Raw genomic sequence first — 18035 nt, forward strand, 5'->3', positions numbered from 1 at the left:
AAAGAACAGGGGCGGCCCCCCCTTCGCCCCGCTTGAGGCTTCCCGGGAATGCGCGGAAATGATTTGCAGCATCCCCCCTGTTTCGCTATAGTCTCAACGGCTGCGGGCAATTGGGTGCCCCGGCGGCATTCGCCGCAAAACCCGCACCCCTTGCCGTCCGCGGCATACCGCCGATGAGAAACCATCATGCCGTCGACGCCCGCACGCCCCTGGAGAGGCTCCGGGGGCTGGCAGGCTTTTTTTTCCGCCGGAAGATCCTCGGCCGGGACGTGCCGCTCCTGGCCAGCTTCAAGCTCACCTATCGATGCAATCTGCGCTGCGCGCCCTGCCCCTATCACCGCCGGGAGGATGCGGACTCGAGCATCCGATGGGAATCCGCGACGGCCGCCCTCGACGCCCTGGTTCGCGGCGGCTGCCGGATCGCCGTCTTCGAGGGGGGCGAGCCCCTCCTGTGGCGCGACGGCGCAAAGCGCTTCGGTGACATCGCCCGCCGGGCCCGGGAGCGCTTTCTCTGCACGGCGGCAACGACCAACGGCACCCTGCCCCTCGACGTGCCCGTCGATGTCCTCTGGGTGAGCCTCGACGGGACGAAGGGAACGCACGACCGCCTGCGGAGCGGCTCCTTCGACCGGGTGTGGGAGAATCTCAGGCACCCGCCCCGGTGCAAGCTGCTCGTCCACTTCACGATGAACCGGGAAAACTGGCGCGAGCTGCCGCAGCTTCTCGACGCGCTCAAGGAGAGACCGGCGGTGCGCGGCGTGACGCTGCAGCTCTTCTACCCGTACGGGCAGGGGGAGGATGTCCTGTCGCTGAGCCCCGACGAGAGGCGCGAGGCGATCGGCCTGGCCGTCCGTCTCAAGGAACGCGGCTACCCGATCGTCAACTCGCGGCGGGCCCTCGAGCGGATGATCACCAACGGGTGGACGTGCCGCGACCGGCTGCTGGCCAACGTGGACCCCGACGGGTCCGTCACGCAGGGCTGCTACGTCCGCAGCCGCGGCGAGGTCCGATGCAGCGACTGCGGCTTCACACCCGTGGCCGAACTCTCGGGCGCCGTCGATCTCGCCCCCGGTTCCATCCTGGCCGGCTGGAAGGCCTTCGTGAGCGCCTGACAGAGGGCCTCTCTTACGAACGGCCCGGCACGCCCCGCTTGCACCCCCGCTTCTGTACCGCCGGAACCCGGCAATCAAATCTCCCATTGACAGCCGCCGCGGATCATGATTTCATCCGGCCCACGATCCCAGGGGTTCGGGCATGAAGCGACGGAGAAGGCATTCGCTGACCCTGGCGGCCATCACAGCGGCCCTTGCTGTGGGGGTCGCGATCCTCTACGTCGATTTCTATGATAACGGCGATCTCGTCTGTCTCCAGCAGCTCTCCTCAGTTGATAACGAAGAGGCGCTCAACATTCTGAGGAAGAACCCCAGGATGCCCGTTGCGGCGGATGCGATCGTCCCCTCTTCCGGTTCCATCCTCTCCGAGGCGACACCGTTTCCATCCCCCGGGCCCGCTGCATCCGCACAACGCCGTTCCATCCTTCGCTGTTAAGATCTCCGCCCCCTCTTTTCGCATCCCCCAACCCGATGCAGTCGGAGACGCCCGCAGTTCGCGCGGCCTTTCATGCGCCGGTTTTCCGGCAGGTCTCTTTCTGCAAGGGCTGCGGCAGGGGGCGAATCGATCCCATGCCCCGCCGATACGGCTCCCCAGTCACGGGACAAGGTCAGGATTCAGTCCCTTGTGAATGATTCGGGAGGTGAGACCCCATGTTTGGCATCGTCATGCCGGAAATGATCATCATCGTCATCGTGTCTCTTGTCTTCTTCGGCCCGGGGAGGGTACCGGAACTGGGAAGCAGCATCGGCAAAGCGACCCAAGGCTTCAAGAAGGCCATGACGGAGACGGAAAAGGAACCCGACTCGAAACAGGACAGGCAGGGGTAGGCCGCGTGGACCTGGGACAACTGGGAGAACTATCGCTTCGCTGGGACTTCGTCGCCGCCTTCATGAGCATCATCCTCATCGATTTGATCCTCGCGGGGGACAACGCCGTGGTCATCGCAGCGGCCGTCCGCACGCTGCCCCGGAAGCAGCGGCAGAAAGGAATCCTGCTGGGCGCCGGTGCGGCCGTTGTGCTGCGGGTCATTCTCACCTACTTTGCGGCCCAGCTGCTGCAGATGGCGTACGTGAAACTGATCGGGGGTCTTTTCATCCTCTGGGTCGCGGTGAAACTCTTTGTCGACAGCGCCCCGGAGGAGGAGGAAGTCCGGCAGAGCGCCACGTCGATCCTGCAGGCTCTCTGGGTCATCGTCGTCGCCGACCTCACGATGTCCGTGGACAACGTGCTGGCCGTGGCGGGGGCGTCGAAAGGCAATCTTTTCCTGCTTCTCTTCGGTCTCGGGCTGAGCATCCCCTTCGTGGTGCTCACGAGCAGCCTGCTTTCCCTCCTCATGGACAAATACCCGTTCATCCTCTATGTTGGAGCCGGGGTCCTCGGCAAGGTGGGTGGGGAGATGATCTTCACGGATCCGGCGGTTATCCAGTGGATCCGAGTGCCCGAGCCCTTGCTCTACGGGCTGGAGGCGCTCTTTGCCGTCGGCGTCATCGTGGCCGGGAAGCTCTGGGTACGCCGGAAACCGGAGAAAAATCCCTAGCACCCCCGGCACGATTTCGGCCAACCGCATGATCCACGGTGCCTCGTTCGCCGGGCTGCTACGTCCGCAGCCGCGGCGAGGTCCGATGCAGCGACTGCGGCTTCACGCCCGTGGCCGAGCTCTCGGGTGCCGTCGATCTCGCCCCCGGTTCCATCCTGGCCGGCCGGAAGGCCCTCGTGAGCGACTGATGCGGCAGTAAGGGTGCGGAAGTGAATCTCTTCAAGAAGATTGTGCGCGGCACTTCAAGAAAGCTCAAGGGGCCGCCGACAAGCATGCCGGTCAGGCGGTCCCGTTCGACGCGGACGGCAAAAATAGAACATTGATAACCCGTAAACAGGCAGGAGGGCCATGCATCACTACCACAAGCTTCAGGAGAAACTGGATACCCATCCGATCGGCGCCCCCAGGAGCGAGGAGTTCCTGGAGATACTCAAGATCCTCTTCCTCCCTGATGAGGTCGAACTGGCGACCTTGCTGGAATTCAGGCTGCAGAAGGCAAGCGACGTGGCGAAACGGGCCGGCATCGGGGCCGATGAAGCCTTGCGAAAGCTGGAAGCCATGGCCGACCGCGGCTCCGTCCTGGCCAAGGTTGTGGACGGCGAGCATGCGTACGCGCTGCTGCCGAACTATCCTGGGCTGTTCGAGTATCCCGTCATGAAGGGGTTGGACGAGCCGACGCGCGACCGCCTCGCCCAGCTCTGGCATGCCTACTACATGAAGGACATGGCCGCGGAGCTCGCCTCGGCCGACCCGCCCTGGAACCGGATTTTCCCGGCGGAGAGCGCGATCCCCGACGAAATCGAAATCCTGCCGTATGAAGTCGCCTCGCGGATGATGGAGAAAAATGACGTGATCGCCGTGGCCAACTGTCCCTGCCGCATCCTCGGCAGGAACTGCGGGAAACCGCTGGAGGTCTGTCTCTGCTTCGACGGCGCCGCCCGGTTTCTCGCGGAGCGGGGGATGGCGAAAATCATTCCCCTGGAAGAGGCGCGGGAGGTGCTGAAACGGTCGGAGGATGCCGGGCTCGTGCACACGGGCAGCAACAATGCGGAAAAGCTCCTCTTCATGTGCAACTGCTGCCCGTGCTGCTGTCATCTGCTGATGCTGATCACGAAGCACAACCGGACGGAGGCCCTTGCGAAATCCAGCTACCGGGCGAATTTCGATGCCGGTTCATGCATCGGCTGCGGTCTCTGCGAGGAGCGCTGCCCCGTGGGGGCCTTTCACATGCACGAGGACGTCGCCGACTTCGATGCGGCGGCCTGCATCGGCTGCGGGCTCTGCGTATCCACCTGTCCCTCTGATGCCATTGCCCTGGTCAAGCGGGATGACTACATGCCGCCGCCCGCCAACCTGAATGACCTTGTAAAGAAGATCTCCGGGAAGAAACGGAAAGACAGGGATGCGGGCTAGCTGAATCGGCCCCCCGCCGGGACGGCCCGCAAAGGGGGGGCGCGAACAATGGATGGCTTCGGGCAACGGGGCGCTTTTCAGTGCCGCGACCCCTCGATCTCCATCCGCAACGCCAGCACCTCCATCAGGTCCTTCAGCGTCACGATGCCCGCCAGGCGGCCGTTGTCGACGACCAGGAGACGGCTGTTGCCCGTCTCGTTCATCATCCCCAGCACGGACAGGGCGTCCGCATCGGGGCCGATGACGGTCGCCTCGTCACAGCGCCCGGCCGCTTCGCCCACGAGCCGGCGGGGCCATTCGGCCCGGGGGACATCCTTGAGCGACCGGACGGTGAGGCATCCGACCAGTTCCCCGCCCTCCACGACGGGGTAGATCTGGTGGTGGGTGCGGTAGAGATACCCCTCCACGAAATCCTGCAGGGTGATGCCCGGCGGCACGCTGACGGGATCGGGGGTCATGAAACGGCTCACCTTGAGGCCCGCCAGGGCATCGCGGGTCAGGACCTGTTGGTACGAGGCCCGGGCGGCTCCGCGCAAGAACAGGCCGATCATCGCCTGCCAGAGGCCCCCGATGAAGTTGCCCTCGATGATCCCCCAGAGACCCATGGCGATAAAAACGAACGCGAAGCCCGATCCGACCTGCGAGGAGACCATCGTGGCCCAGCGCAGATCGCCCTTCCAGGACCAGAGGGCGGAGCGGAACACCCTGCCCCCGTCCAGGGGAAAGGCGGGCAGGAGGTTGAACAGGGCCAGGATGGCGTTCACCCAGACCAGGTAGAACAGGACGCCGTTGATCGCCGCAGGCCAGCCGAACGACTCACCGGCCTGGAGGATGCCGTAGAACGCCGCCGCAAGGACCAGGCTTGACACGGGACCGATGACGGCCGTGAGGAACTCGGCCCTCGCGCTGGGCGGCTCCTCGCTCATTTCGGCCACGCCGCCGAAGATGAACAGGGTGATCCCTCGCATGGGTATGCCGAAACGCCGGGCCACGAGGGAGTGGCTCAGCTCGTGAAAGATGATGGAGAGGAACAGCCCCACGGCGCCGGCCACCCCCATGGCCCAGTAGTTTGCCGTCGGCATGTCCTCGAAATAAGCGGGGAAGACCCCCTTGGCGAGCGACCAGGTGATGAGGACGGCCAGGATGATCCAGCTCGAGTCGAGCTTGACCTCGAAGCCCAGGAGTTTAAACAGCGTGACTCGATTTCCGAACATGATCCCCTCCCGCCCTCCTGTCGGCCCTTCTCAGAATGCCTCTCAACGCACCTTGCATCAGCAGGTACAACAGGGTGTTTCTCTCATCTGCCGTAGGTTTTCGTCATCTCCAGTATCCGGTGCTCGAGGCGGCGGTCGATCTGACCCGGGACGAGGCGCCATCGCCACCAGCCGCCCCTGCCGGCGGGCAGGTTCATCCGGGCCTCAGCGCCCAGGCCCAGCCAGTCCTGCATCGGGATGATGGCTGTCGCGGCAACGGACATCATCGCAAGGCGGATCATCGCCTCGTGAACGCGCCCCGCCGGGACCCTGCAGCCGATGTAGCAGAAGAATTTCTCCCTCTCGTCCTCCCGCGCATCCCCTTCGAACCAGCCCCGCACGGTGTTGTTGTCGTGGGTCCCCGTGTAGACGAAATCCCTCTCGCTGTGGCTGTGGGGGGCATGGTGCTCCGAGCCGTCCTCTGCGCCGAAGGCAAAGAGGAGGACCCGCATGCCGGGCAGTCCGAGGCGGTCGAGAAGGGCGCGGACCTCGGGCGTGATGTGCCCCAGGTCCTCCGCCACCAGCACGCTCCCCGGCACCTTGCGCAGGACGGCCCGAAACAGCCCCGGGGCCTGCGCGGGCACCCATCTTCCCCGTGCGGCGGTCCGGTGTCCCGCCGGGACTTCCCAGTAGGAGACGAGGCCGCGGAAGTGATCGATGCGGACGAGGTCGAAGAGCCTCAGGCTGTGGCGGACCCGGGAAACCCACCAGGCAAAGCGGGTTTTCCTGTGGACGCCCCAATCGTAGACGGGATTCCCCCAGAGCTGACCCGTGCGGCTGAAGTAGTCCGGCGGGACACCGGCCACGAAGGCGGGGCGGCCTTCCGCGTCCAGCTTGAAAAGGTTCGGGTTTCCCCACACGTCCGCGCTGTCGTGATGCACATAGCAGGGCAGGTCCCCCATGACCAGGACCCCGAGCCCGTTGCAGTAGGCCTTGAGAGCCGCCCATTGCCTGAAGAAGAGATACTGCCTGAACTTCTGCTCCTCGATCACGGGGGCCAGCTCGCGGATCTGCGGCCCCAGGACCCTCATCCTGCGGCTGCGAAACCCCTCGGGCCAGCCCGTCCAGGGGACCCTCCCGAAGACCGCCTTCAAGGCCTTGAATGCGGCGTACTCGTCGAGCCATGACCGCTCGGCACTGCAGAAGCGATCGTAATCGTAACGAAAGGCGCCCGCGCAGGCCGAGAAACGCCGCCACGCCTCCGAGAGTATCCGCTCCTTGAAGGCGGAGGCCAAACGGTAATCGACCCGGCCTTGGGGGAAGCGTGGCGGACTGGACAAATCTCTCTTGTCCAGGAAACCCTCCTCGACGAGCCTCTCGGGACTCACGAGCAGGGGGTTGCCGGCAAATGCCGACGGGCTGCTGTAAGGCGAACTCCCCATCTGCAGCTCCGTCGGGGCCAGCGGGAGCATCTGCCAGAGGCGCTGGCCGCACCGGTGGAGGAATTCGGCGAACCGGTAGGCCTCGGGCCCCAGGTCGCCGATGCCGTAAGGCGACGGCAGGGAGGTCACGTGCAGCAGGATCCCGCTTCGTCTGTCCTGTTTCATCCCTTAAAGCAGTTTCTCAGGGTTTGCCTTCTCTTCCAGCAAATCCGCGAGTTTCAAGGCATCGCGCACGGCGTCGCCTTCCATCGTGTTGTCGAAAAAAACATAGACCGCTCTGCCCTCGCCGAGCCACCCCCGGATCGCATCCGCCCGCTCCTGCAGAAACGAATCGGGGTATTTGCCGCGGTAGGGTTCCTTCAGGGGGCCGTGGAGCCGGATGTAGACGAAGTCGGCCGTCACCGTGTCGGGAGAGCGGAGCCCGGCGAAGTCATAGATGCAGAACGCCGCACCGCGCTTTTTCAAGATATCATAGGTCTCATCCCGAAACCAACCGGGATCGCGAAACTCGAAAGCATAACGGAAACCCTTGTCCAATGTATGACAAAAAGATTCCAACAACTCGCCGTTGAAAGGAAATCTTGCCGGCAACTGAAAGAGGATCGGGCCGAGTTTCACGCCCAGGGTGCGAATCCGTTCCAAAAAAGGTCCCACGGTGGCCGAGGGCTCGCCCAGGCGCTTGATGTGCGTGATGTATCGGCTTGCCTTGACGGCGAAGACAAACCCTGCGGGGACGAGGTCGCGCCAGCGGGCCAGGGTCGATTCGAGCGGCAGGCGGTAGAAGGTGCTGTTGACCTCCAGGCATCGGAACCGTGCGCTGTAGTAGGCGAGATATTCCCGTGCGGGCATCTTGTCCGGGTAGAACGAACCCTTCCAGGAGGGATAGGAAAAGCCCGACGTGCCGATGCAGAGGGTGTGTTTTGTCGCGCTTACCCCATGGCACCCCCTTGTCCGTTACGGTCTGTGATTCCGGCCGGTGGCCTTTCAGAGGGTAAGAAGGGAAGAGGGTAAGAAGGTTGGAGAAGGAATCGCCATCCGTTTGTCCGGAGTCCCATCCAACTCTCTCACCTTCTCATCCTTTTACCTTCTCATCTGACCCACTCAGCACGGAGTACAGTGACCGCCTGGCCGCCGATCAGGACGCGGTCGCCTCTCAGGCCGACGCGGAGGATCCCGCCCCGCGCCGAGGCCTGGAAGGCCGACAGGGACGTCTTGCCGAGTTTCGCCCCCCAGTAAGGGCCCAGGCAGCAGTGAGACGACCCCGTCACCGGGTCCTCGTCGACGCCCACGGCTGGGGCAAAGAAGCGCGAGACGAAATCGAAGCCCGGCGATTGACTGCGGCTCGTGACGATGACTCCCCGCATGTTCACGCTCTTCAGGCGGGTCATGTCGGGGGCGAGTCCCCGGACGATTTGCTCTCCGGCCACCTCGACGAGATAGTCGAAGCGGTTGCGGCCCGTGTAGACAGGGGTCACCCCCAGGGCCTCGAGCAGTCCGGGCGGGGCATCGGCCGGTTTCTCGGGTTCCGCCGGGAAGTCCATCTCGATCCACTCACCCCGCTTGAGTGCGGACAGGGCGCCGCTCCGGGTGTGAAACCGCGCCTCTTCGGATGCCGCCAGTTCCCCGGTCTCCCAGAGAATGTGGGCGCTCGCGAGGGTTGCGTGACCGCAGAGATCGACCTCGACGGCAGGCGTGAACCAGCGCAGGGTGTAGCTGCCGTCGGCCCTTCTCTCGAGAAAGGCCGTCTCCGAGAGGTTCATTTCCCGGGCCACGTCCTGGCGCCATCCGTCGTCTCGGGGCTCCTTCAACATGCACACGGCCGCCGGGTTGCCCCTGAACGGACGATCCGTGAAGGCATCGACGACATAAATTCTCTGACTCATCGCTTGCACACCTCTCCGACCGCCCGAGTCAGGGCCTCCTGGGTCACTTGGCGGGATCGGGCTTCAGGAGGACCGTCTTGATATTATTGGCCTCGTTGGCCTCCTCGACCTGCTCCGTGATGTCGAGCCAGACCCGGACCGCCGTGGGTTCCGTGATCCGGATGGGGCTCGTGTACGAGATCGTCCCGCCCGGGGCGCGCAGGACCCGGTCCGTGTCCGCAGCCCAGAAGGTCGCATAGTCCACGAACTGCACGCCGATCATGATCACGAAACAGGCGGCGAAGGATTCCGTCGACCGGTAGGCGGTGTCGGGAAGGGGCCCCGGCCCCGCGTTGCGGATCTGCACGACGATGTTCCCCGACGGGTTGAGCGTGATGCTGTCGACGACCAGGTCCGGCTTCAGGGCCGTCGCCTGGGCCCGAGCCGGCGCGGCCGTGGCCAGCAGTGCCCAGAGGGCGGCCAGCGTGATGACGAATCGATTCAGGCGTCTCATGGTTACCTCCCAATGTTCGTGATGCAGTCTCTTGTCCGTCCGCCCGGGCCGTCACATCAGATAGCTGTGCAGGCTGTCCAGGTAATTCACGCCGAGGTAGGTGAAGAGCACCGACGCAAAGCCCGCGATGGCCATGATCGCGATGCGCTTGCCCCTCCAGCCGCGGACGAGACGGGCGTGGAGCAGGGCGGCGTAGATGAGCCAAGTGATGAGGGACCAGGTCTCCTTCGGGTCCCAGCTCCAGTACGACCCCCATGCGGAATGGGCCCAGACCGAGCCCGTGATGATCCCCAGGGACAGGAAGATGAAGCCCATGATGACACTGTGGTAGATCAGCTCCTCGATGGCCCCTTCGTCCGGGAAATGCCCCCCGCCACCTTTGGATGGGTTCCCCGTGCCCGAGACGATCCGGCGGGCAAAGAACAGGATGCCCAGCCCGAAGGCGATCGTGAAGGCCCCGTACCCCATGAAGCAGGTCACCACGTGGCTCGTCAGCCAGTTGCTCTGCAGGGCGGGGATGAGCGGCTGGATCCGGGTCGCCTCGTCGGGGGACAGCGAGGCGTAGGCCATCGAGAGAAAGGCGACGGGTGTCACGAAGGGGCCGATGACCCGGTTCTTGATCCTCCACTCCGTGATGAGGTACAGGAGCATGATCGACCAGGAAAAGAAGATCATCGACTCGTAGAAATTGGCCAGCGGGGCATGCCCGAGGCCCATCCGGTGCGACTCCCACCACCGCACGGCGATGCCGGCCGTGTGCAGGGCGAGCCCGACAAGGGATGTCCCCGTGGCGAGCTTCCCCCAGTATTCGTCATCCCGCAGTAGGCGGATCAGGTAAAAGGCCATGGCGACGAGATAGACCATCGTCGCCCAGCCGAGCATTTTCGTGTTCATGGCGTCTCACCCCTGTAGAGCCGGACAGCCCGCCCGATCTCACGATCGAGCCTCACGGGGTCCCTGTTGCATCGCCCGGCGATGGAGATGCGCGCCTTGCCGTCACTGCGGTCCACGCGGACGAAGACCTGGCGGTGGGAGGAAAAGAAGGTCAGGAGAAACCCGGCCACCAGGACGAACGCCCCCGCACCGACGATCGGGACCCCGGGGTCCCGGTTGACCTTGAGCCCCGTGTAGAAGGCTGTCTCGATCCCTTCGAGCGCGAAGCGGTAGGGCCTGTAGAGGGCCGGGTTGAACTGGGGCACCTGTTTCGTGATGCCTGGGTTGTGCTCCTCGATCGCATCGATGAACTGGAAGACCCAGAAGGCAAGGGCCTTGTCGCCCGCCGTGATGCCGATCTTGACCGCCGGCCCCATCCGCATGAGGTTCCCCTCGATGCGCAGGATTTCCGCCTGGGCTTTCCCCCCGTCGATGGCGAATCGCTCCCCCTGCCGCAGCCGTTTGACCGCCCTCTGCCCCTTCCCCTCGACCGCGAGAACGGCCTCGCCGGGGATGGCGCCATAGGTGGACTGGTAGAACCGGATCCCCTCGAACTCGAGCGGGTGGTTGACCATCAGGGAGCCCCGCGCCCTTACCTCTCCGCCCTTCACGAAGGACAGGTCGGAGCGGTAGAGCTTGGGCATTCCGCTGTCGTAGAACTCGACGGTGAAGTCGTCGCAGCGGACGTCGAACCCCAGCTTCATCGTTCCCTTTCCGCCCCGCAGCTCGATGGCGTCGGCCGAGCCGCCTGCGGGGATGTTGACGTGCCCCTCGAAACCGAAAATGGAACCGATCACGGCGCCGAGGACGATGATGAGAACGCCGGCGTGGATCACGTAGACCCCGAAGTAGGACCATGCGCCCCGGTGCGCCGAGAGCCAGACGGTACCGCCGTGCGTCTTGCGCTCGACGGAGCCGATGGATTTTTCCAGGGCCTGCCCCATCCGGTCCGCCGCGTCCTCGACGCTGCCCTCCGCCGCGAGGACGCGCCCCGGCGGCAGGTTCTCGTAGAGGCCCGGCCGGTCTGGCTCGGGACGTCTCCGGTAGAGCCGCAGCGAAGCGGGCAGCCTGTTCAGGGAGCAGATGACGAGGTTGGCCATGAGCAGCCCCATGAGGAGGAGAAACCACGGCGAGCGGTACAGGTCGGTCACCTGCAGGGCCTTGACGATCGCCGCCAGGGCCGGCGGCAGCTTCTGGAGGCTCTCGCCTGCCGCATCCTGCTGCGGGACCACGGTCCCGACGACGGCCGCGAGAGCGATGAGGATGAGAAGGGCTATCGTGAGTCTGACCGACGAGAAGAACGACCAGACCGGGTTTTTCGATTTCGTTTTTTCTTCCTGCAAAAAATATCTCCGCGCTGCTGTATTTTCCCCGCTCTTCTTCGATTCCGCTCTTCGTGCGCGGAGAGGACGAGCCTCTCTGGCAGCTGGGCCCTTTTGGATGCCCGGACCTGGACTAGGAGGCCGGCCCCTTCCCGTCCAGCAGCTCCTTCAGCTCCGAGCCCTCGATCTTCTCCCTCTGGAGCAGGAGCTTCGCCCCCTGGTCGAGGACGGCCCTCCTGCTGGTGAGAATGCTTTTCGCAACCGTGTACTGGGCTTCGATAATCGCACGGATTTCGCGGTCGATGAGTTCAGCCGTCGCTTCGCTGTAGTCGCCGCCCTCGGGGGCCATGGTGTCGAGAAAGGCCGCGCGTTTCTCGCGGGCGAAGTAGACCTGCCCCACCTCGGGGCTCATGCCGTACTCCTTGACCATGCTGCGCGCGATGTCCGTGGCGCGGGCCAGGTCGTTGTGCGCCCCCGTGGAGATGTCGCCGTAGACGATCTCCTCTGAGGCACGCCCCCCGAGAAGCGTGGCGATCCGGTTCAGGAGCTCCGTCTTCTTCATGAGGAACCGGTCCTCCGTGGGGGCCTGCATCGTGTACCCCAGGGCGGCGATGCCGCGGGGGATGATCGAGATCTTCTGGACCGGGTCCGTGCCCGGAAGCGACAGGGCGACGATGGCGTGACCGAGTTCGTGGTAGGCCACGATCTCCCGCTCCTGGGGGTTGATGAGGCGGTTCTTCTTCTCGAGGCCGGCCACGACCCGTTCGATGGCCTCCACGAACTCCGCCATGCCGACTTCCTGCTTGTCGTGCCGCACGGCGAGCAGTGCGGCCTCGTTGACGAGATTGGCCAGGTCGGCACCCACCATGCCCGGCGTCATGCCCGCGATCTTCTCGATATCGACGTCGGCACCGAGCTTGACGTTGCGGATGTGCACCCTCAGGATTTCCTCCCTGCCCTTCTTGTCCGGGCGGTCGACGAGCACGTGCCTGTCGAACCGCCCCGCCCGGAGCAGGGCCGGGTCGAGGATCTCGGGCCGGTTCGTCGCGGCCATGAGGATGACCCCTGTGTTGGAGTCGAAGCCGTCCATCTCGGTCAGCAGCTGGTTCAGCGTCTGCTCACGCTCGTCGTGGCCGCCGCCCGGCATGGCGAACCCGCGGGCCTTTCCCAGGGCGTCGAGTTCGTCGATGAAGATGATGCAGGGGGCCTTCTGCTTGGCCTGCTCGAAGAGGTCTCGCACCCGCGCCGCGCCGAGGCCGACGAACATCTCGACGAACTCGGAGCCGCTCAGGCTGAAGAAGGGCACGCCGCTCTCGCCCGCCACGGCCTTGGCAAGCAGGGTCTTGCCCGTCCCCGGGGGCCCCACGAGGAGGATGCCCTTCGGGATGCGGCCGCCGAGCCCCGTGAACTTCTTCGGGTTCTTGAGGAATTCGATGACCTCCTGCAGCTCCTGCTTGGCCTCGTCGACGCCCGCGACGTCCTTGAAGGTGATCTTTATCTCGTTCTCCATGTAGATCTTGGCCTTGCTCTTGCCCAGCGTCATGAAGCCCGCCTGCTGTCCGCCTATGCGCTTCATGAGGAGGTACCAGATGCCGAAAAAGATCATGATGGGAAACACCCAGGAAAACAGGTCCCGCAGGAACGTGCTCTCCACCTCCCCCTTGAACGTCACCTGGTACTTGTCGAGCAGTTCCGATAGGTCCTGGTCCACCCGGTTGGTCCGGAAAGCCTGCGTTTCGCCGGGCTTGCCCTCCACCTTCATCTTGCCCTCGATGCGGTTGGCCGAGATGGCCACCTCGGTGATCTTCCCCTCCTTGAGCAGTTTGAGGAACTGGCTGTAGGGGATCACCTGTGCACTCATCATGGCGGCCAGGTAGCTCTGGATGAGCAGCACGGCCCACACCGCCAGGAGGACGTAGAACAGGGAAAACTTGTGTTCCTTTTTCATGGCCCTGACTCTCTCCGAGACCCGCTGGATGTTTTCCGAACCCGAAATCCCGCACGCGGGGCATCCGGCCGACGACCCCGCATAAAATAGCAATTCATGCAGGTCCTGTAAATCGACATTTTGCGAACTCAAGAAAACACCCGGCGCTTCCGCGCCGGGTGCGGCCGGACGGGCCCCGTCTTCCGGCATCTCGGATAGGGACTGTCCTCTATTCTTTTCGCGCTGTGTCCCTTGCGGCTTGCCGCCTGCGGCTTTTTTTTTACGGGAGCCTCGCCTGGTACTCCTTCAGCAACCCCTCGATCCTGTTCTCCAGCTCCACGAACACATCCCTGAGCCGCTTCGCCTCCGCCGTCAGTCTCATGCCCTGCCGGTTGTCCGTCAGCTCCACGAGGCGGATGCCGAGGCGGTCCTCGGAAGCCCTCAGACGGCCCCACGCCGCACGGTAGGACATTTTCATCTTCTTCGCCGCGGCGCTGAGGCTCCGGCATTCCTCGATCGCCTCCAAGAGCTCGAAGCGGCCCGGCCCGAAGATGACGCGATCGTTTTCTTCGAGCCACAGCTTGTGCCTGATTTTCATGTCCGCCCCTCTCGGCCCCGTGGCGGCATGCACCCGGGCGCCATGGAATCGCGAGCTATTCTGCACGAGAGAACCGTTTATGTCAAACATGGCATAATATATTAAAATACTTAGACATAATCGACGGATAACCTTTGACTTCGCCTCCGGGGTGGAATTATAGTGCTGCCATCGGCGTTCCCCTAATCGCTCGCCGACCGCATGCCGGTTCTTTGTGATTCCGCTCTGCCCCGTCAAAACGCAAGAACTCGTCCCGAGGCGATGTTCGACAGATGAATGAAAGGAAAGGAGGGTCGCAGGTTTCGTTTCGTCGAGGTGTCAAGCCGCTAACACGAGGCAATCCATTGGAGGTGAGACATGGAAGAAAAGAAACTGCCTGATGTCCTCAAGAAGGAGACGACACGCCGCGACTTCTTGAGAGGCACCGCGACGGCGGCGGGCGGCGCGCTGGCCGTCTCCGCCGTCGGCGGGTTCGCACCGAAGAAGGCCGAGGCCCAGTACTCGGTCCAGACCGCGCCGGGCACCAAGCCCTTCGCACAGAAGTATCTCTACGTGGCGCGGCACAACTGCACGGGCTGCCGGAGCTGCGAGCTGGCCTGCTCGCTGTTCCACACCGGAAACGTCCGCCCCGACCTCGCCCGGATCTGGGTCGACAAGTACAAGGACATCGTCGACGTGCCCGTCATCTGCTGGCAGTGCGACGACGCCCCCTGCATCGCCGCCTGCCCCACGACGCCCAAGGCGATCACCCGCGACGCCAAGTCCAACGGCATCATCCTCAACGAGAAGGTCTGCCTGGGCGCCAAGTGCATGAAATGCGCCGAGGCCTGCCCGGCCCGGTACGTCCGCGGCAACCCCGACACGGGCCAGCCCCTGATCTGCGATCTCTGCGGCGGTGACCCCCAGTGCGTCAAGGCCTGCCACGCCCAGGCGGGCAACCCGCAGGGGCCCTGCATCATGAGCCGCCCCGTGGGCATCGGCATGAACATGTCCTTCCGTTACGTGACGCCGGAGGAGGCAGGCAAGGACCTTGCGACCCTCCTGTTTTACCCGAACGTCGACGGCAAGAGGGTCGTGCCCGTCAAGACCAGGAAGGGGAGGTGATCATCATGGCAGCACCCAGAGGCGGAAATTTCGGAAAGGTGCTCGAGATCGATCTCAGCACTCAGACCTACAGGACGAGAACGATCCCCGATGAGGTCTACCAGCAGTTTGTCGGCGCCCGGGGCCTCGGGGCCTATTTCGCCGTGACGGAATACAAGGCCGGAAAGAACCCCCTGGACGAGGACGCCTTCGTCTTCATCGGGTCCGGCCCCCTTGCCGGGACCATGTGCGTCTCCCCGAGGACCAGTGTCGTCAACAAGAACCCCTACACGGGGCTTCTGAACCACGGCGAGTGCGGCGCCCACCTGGCCAGCGAACTCAAGTGGGCGGGATGGGACGGCCTCCTCATCAGGGGCCGGGCGAAGAAGCCCGTCTGGTTCTCCGTGGTCAACGACAGGGTGGAGTTCCGGGACGCATCGAGGATGTGGGGCAAGACGACCGAAACGACCCACGAGATGATGATCCGGGAGATGAAGGACTCCCGCATCCGCTCGATCCTCATCGGCCCCGCCGGCGAAAACGGCGTCCCCTACTCCTGCCTCATCGTCGAGCGGTTCCGCGCCGCGGCGCGGAGCAACGCGGGCTCCGTCTTCGGCGACAAGAAGCTCAAGGGCTTCGCCGTGCGCGGCACGAAGTACGCCGTGCCCGTCGTGGACAACGCCCGGTTCCTGGCAGCGGCGAACGTCGCCAAGGAGACCAACATCAGCGACCCGGGCGCCGGGCGGCGGAAGGTCTGGGGCACGGCCAGCTCGCTCGAGACCAACAACTTCGTCCTCGGCTCGCTCATCGTGAAGAACTTCCAGACCACCTGGTGGCCCGACATCGTCAAGCTGGGAGCCGAGGAGGCGGAGAGGAAATTCTGGAGGCGCCATGTCTCCTGCACCAACTGCCAGACGCACTGCCTGAAGCTGGGCGTGCTGCGGGAGGGCAAGTACAGGGGCCTCATCGCCGAAGCCCCCGAGTACGAGTCCGGCGGCCTGCTGGGGTCGAACCTGGGCATGAGGGACTTCGACCAGATGACCGCCCTCATCGAGGCCTGCGACGCCTACGGGCTGGACTACATCTCCACGGGCGGCGTGCTGGCCTTCACGACGGAAGCCGTCGAGAAGGGCGCCCTGAAGCCCTCGGACCTCGACGGCCTCAAGCCCGTCTGGGGCGACGGCGAAACCTACATGAAGCTCATCGACAAGATCGCGTACAAGGAAGGCAAGGCCGGCAAGCTTCTCTCCCAGGGCGTGACGAAAATGTCCCGGCAGATCGGCAAGGGCACCGATGCCTACGCCAACGTCGTCAAGGGGCGCGAGCTGGCCGCCCATGACCCGAGGGGCGACAAGAACCGGTACTACAGTTACTGCATCGGCACCAACGGGGCGGACCACGCCGAGGGGGCAAGCAGCAGGGATCTCTGCATGGTGGCCATGAATGACTCCCTTTGCCTGTGCACCTTCACCTCCTCCGGGGTCTGGGGCGCCAGCACGGACAAGATCGTCGTGGATATGCTCAACCCGCTGTGCGGCTGGAACTGGAAGACCGACGACTACTGGACGGCCGCCAAGCGAATCCTGGCGGCCGAGCGCGCCTTCAACGTCCGGGAGGGCATCAGCGCCAAGGACGACCGGCTGCCCAAGCGCATGTACGCGGAGAAGCTGCCCGCAGGGCCGAAGAAGGGCGTCGTCTTCACCGAGGAGGACCAGAAGCAGCGCCAGAGCGATGCCTACAAGTTCCTCGGGTGGGACGAGAAGGGCATCCCCGCGGAAGCGACCCTCAAGGCCCTGAACCTCGAATTCCTCATCGACGACGTCAACGCGGCGAAGAAGAAATTCAACTTATAACCCGCGACTCCGGACCGAAGGGCGGGGATACGCACCCCGCCCTTTTTTTTCCAACTCGAGACGCCTCTGCAATATGCACAACCTGCCGTGACCGCAGACCACCGATGCCGTGCCGTACGGATGAAACCGCCTGCCTGCCTGCGCATCGCGGAACCTATGCCAAATATGACATAACATGTTGATATGATTGCTTTATTTTCGAAAAAACTTGACTAACGTTTACCGTGCGACTATAGTGCTTCGCGAACGGGAGAGACACGACGCGATTCCCGTTCATGAAAGCAAGGGTCCTCTCGGGTGTTCTCTCGAGGGCGCCCTCGCAGGGGAGAGGCAGCAGTCAGGGGAGGCGTTGTTCGGAAGACCGGTTTGGCCGGCGGCTTTCGGCGGATGTGTCCCATCCCGTGTGCAGCGCCGGACGTGAAGAGTCCGATGGAACCCGATCGATTGCGGCAACGACCCGACATCTCACTTTCGCCTGCACAAAAAAGCGATCCGGCAATTCCGCACGATCCCGATCACCCTTCCACCGAAGCGAACAACAGGGCGCGCCTGACTTTCACTTCCGTGAGAATCCCGCGCGACCCATGAAAGGAGTCGGACATGATGAGAAAAGGATTGCTGGTATTCACCATCGCCCTCGCGGTAACACTCGCCCTGACGGGCATCCTCTTCGCCCAGGCCAAAAAGGGTCCCGCCGCGGACGGCAAGGCCATATGGAGCTTCATCCAGAGTGAAAAGTACCAGAACTGGAAGATGTGGCCCGGTACCGAACCTCTCTACAAGGGGCCTGAACCGCACGGCGCCTTCCTGACAACCTACGTCAACCAGACCGCCTTCGATTCCATCAAGGCCAAGAAGGGCAAGTTCGCCGAGGGGTCCATGATCGTCCAGGACAACTTCGACAAGAACAAGAAGCTCAAGCACATCGACGTGATGTACAAGGTCAAGGGGTACAACCCCAAGGGCGGCGACTGGTTCTGGGCCCAGTTCAAGCCGAACGGCAAGGTGGACCAGGAAGGCAAGATCGACGAGTGCATCAAGTGCCACGAGGCCCAGAAGAGCAACGACTACGTCTACACGAGCAAGATGAAGTAATCTCTCCCGGATGATTCTCTGCAACGTTCACCCGGGAAGAAACAACGAAATCGGAATGTTGAGCAATAGACCGTAGGAAAGGAGGGATCACTTTTTCCAGGCATTCAGCAGTCAAGCCCTTAACACGAGGCAATCCAATGGAGGTCAGAC

The 18035-nt window shown here is 63.8% G+C and carries 18 protein-coding genes; 9 read left to right on the forward strand and 9 right to left on the reverse strand.

Features of this window, described 5'->3' with window-relative positions; all coding sequences use genetic code 11:
• The first annotated feature begins 173 nt into the window (after positions 1-173).
• From HPY67_02655 to HPY67_02680, 6 genes are all read left to right on the forward strand, one after another.
• Entirely contained in the window at positions 174-1112 is a 939-nt protein-coding gene (locus HPY67_02655; GenBank protein NPV03614.1) for a radical SAM protein, read from the forward strand.
• A gap of 142 nt (positions 1113-1254) precedes the next feature.
• Positions 1255-1548: a hypothetical protein gene (locus HPY67_02660; GenBank protein NPV03615.1), complete on the forward strand. Its 294-nt coding sequence runs from the start codon at positions 1255-1257 to the stop codon at positions 1546-1548.
• A gap of 215 nt (positions 1549-1763) precedes the next feature.
• A complete protein-coding gene (tatA, locus tag HPY67_02665) occupies positions 1764-1940 on the forward strand; it encodes a twin-arginine translocase TatA/TatE family subunit (protein NPV03616.1) in 177 nt (58 codons plus the stop codon).
• 62 nt (positions 1941-2002) lie between these two features.
• Entirely contained in the window at positions 2003-2650 is a 648-nt protein-coding gene (locus tag HPY67_02670) for a TerC family protein (GenBank protein NPV03617.1), read from the forward strand.
• Between the two features lie 38 nt (positions 2651-2688).
• Positions 2689-2838: a hypothetical protein gene (locus HPY67_02675; GenBank protein ID NPV03618.1), complete on the forward strand. Its 150-nt coding sequence runs from the start codon at positions 2689-2691 to the stop codon at positions 2836-2838.
• A 160-nt stretch (positions 2839-2998) separates the two neighbouring features.
• Entirely contained in the window at positions 2999-4063 is a 1065-nt protein-coding gene (locus tag HPY67_02680) for a 4Fe-4S binding protein (protein NPV03619.1), read from the forward strand.
• Positions 4064-4140: 77 nt separating this feature from the next.
• Here HPY67_02680 and HPY67_02685 read toward each other — a convergent pair whose 3' ends face one another.
• The 9 genes from HPY67_02685 to HPY67_02725 form a co-directional block, all read right to left on the reverse strand.
• Positions 4141-5277 carry a site-2 protease family protein gene (locus tag HPY67_02685; protein NPV03620.1) on the reverse strand — a complete coding sequence of 379 codons (1137 nt, stop codon included), beginning with the start codon at positions 5275-5277 and terminating at the stop codon, positions 4141-4143.
• Positions 5278-5360: 83 nt separating this feature from the next.
• Positions 5361-6863 (reverse strand): 4-alpha-glucanotransferase, encoded by a 1503-nt coding sequence (gene malQ / locus HPY67_02690; GenBank protein ID NPV03621.1) that lies wholly within the window; start codon positions 6861-6863, stop codon positions 5361-5363.
• 3 nt (positions 6864-6866) lie between these two features.
• Positions 6867-7547, reverse strand: coding sequence for a DUF72 domain-containing protein (locus HPY67_02695; protein NPV03622.1), 681 nt, complete (start codon positions 7545-7547; stop codon positions 6867-6869).
• Positions 7548-7786: 239 nt separating this feature from the next.
• Entirely contained in the window at positions 7787-8581 is a 795-nt protein-coding gene (locus tag HPY67_02700; protein ID NPV03623.1) for a PhzF family phenazine biosynthesis protein, read from the reverse strand.
• A gap of 43 nt (positions 8582-8624) precedes the next feature.
• Positions 8625-9074 (reverse strand): hypothetical protein, encoded by a 450-nt coding sequence (locus HPY67_02705; protein ID NPV03624.1) that lies wholly within the window; start codon positions 9072-9074, stop codon positions 8625-8627.
• 51 nt (positions 9075-9125) lie between these two features.
• The gene (ccsB, locus tag HPY67_02710; GenBank protein NPV03625.1) at positions 9126-9968 is read right to left on the reverse strand and encodes a c-type cytochrome biogenesis protein CcsB; all 843 of its coding nucleotides are present in this window, start codon (positions 9966-9968) and stop codon (positions 9126-9128) included.
• Positions 9965-11350, reverse strand: a complete 1386-nt coding sequence (locus HPY67_02715; protein ID NPV03626.1) for a cytochrome c biogenesis protein ResB — start codon at positions 11348-11350, stop codon at positions 9965-9967. Before HPY67_02715 ends, ccsB begins: the two co-directional genes overlap by 4 nt.
• A 112-nt stretch (positions 11351-11462) precedes the next feature.
• On the reverse strand, positions 11463-13277 hold the full coding sequence (locus tag HPY67_02720) for an ATP-dependent metallopeptidase FtsH/Yme1/Tma family protein (protein NPV03627.1): 1815 nt from the start codon (positions 13275-13277) through the stop codon (positions 11463-11465).
• A 259-nt stretch (positions 13278-13536) separates the two neighbouring features.
• Entirely contained in the window at positions 13537-13854 is a 318-nt protein-coding gene (locus HPY67_02725) for a LysR family transcriptional regulator (protein ID NPV03628.1), read from the reverse strand.
• Positions 13855-14211: 357 nt separating this feature from the next.
• Between HPY67_02725 and HPY67_02730 the strand changes: the two genes are divergently transcribed.
• From HPY67_02730 to HPY67_02740, 3 genes are all read left to right on the forward strand, one after another.
• On the forward strand, positions 14212-14958 hold the full coding sequence (locus HPY67_02730) for a 4Fe-4S dicluster domain-containing protein (GenBank protein NPV03629.1): 747 nt from the start codon (positions 14212-14214) through the stop codon (positions 14956-14958).
• Between the two features lie 5 nt (positions 14959-14963).
• A complete protein-coding gene (locus tag HPY67_02735) occupies positions 14964-16790 on the forward strand; it encodes a hypothetical protein (GenBank protein ID NPV03630.1) in 1827 nt (608 codons plus the stop codon).
• A 603-nt stretch (positions 16791-17393) separates the two neighbouring features.
• Positions 17394-17885, forward strand: coding sequence for a hypothetical protein (locus tag HPY67_02740; GenBank protein NPV03631.1), 492 nt, complete (start codon positions 17394-17396; stop codon positions 17883-17885).
• Positions 17886-18035: the final 150 nt, after the last annotated feature.

The organism is Syntrophaceae bacterium (genome assembly GCA_013177795.1).
Taxonomy (GTDB): Bacteria; Desulfobacterota; Syntrophia; order Syntrophales; family UBA2192; genus UBA2192.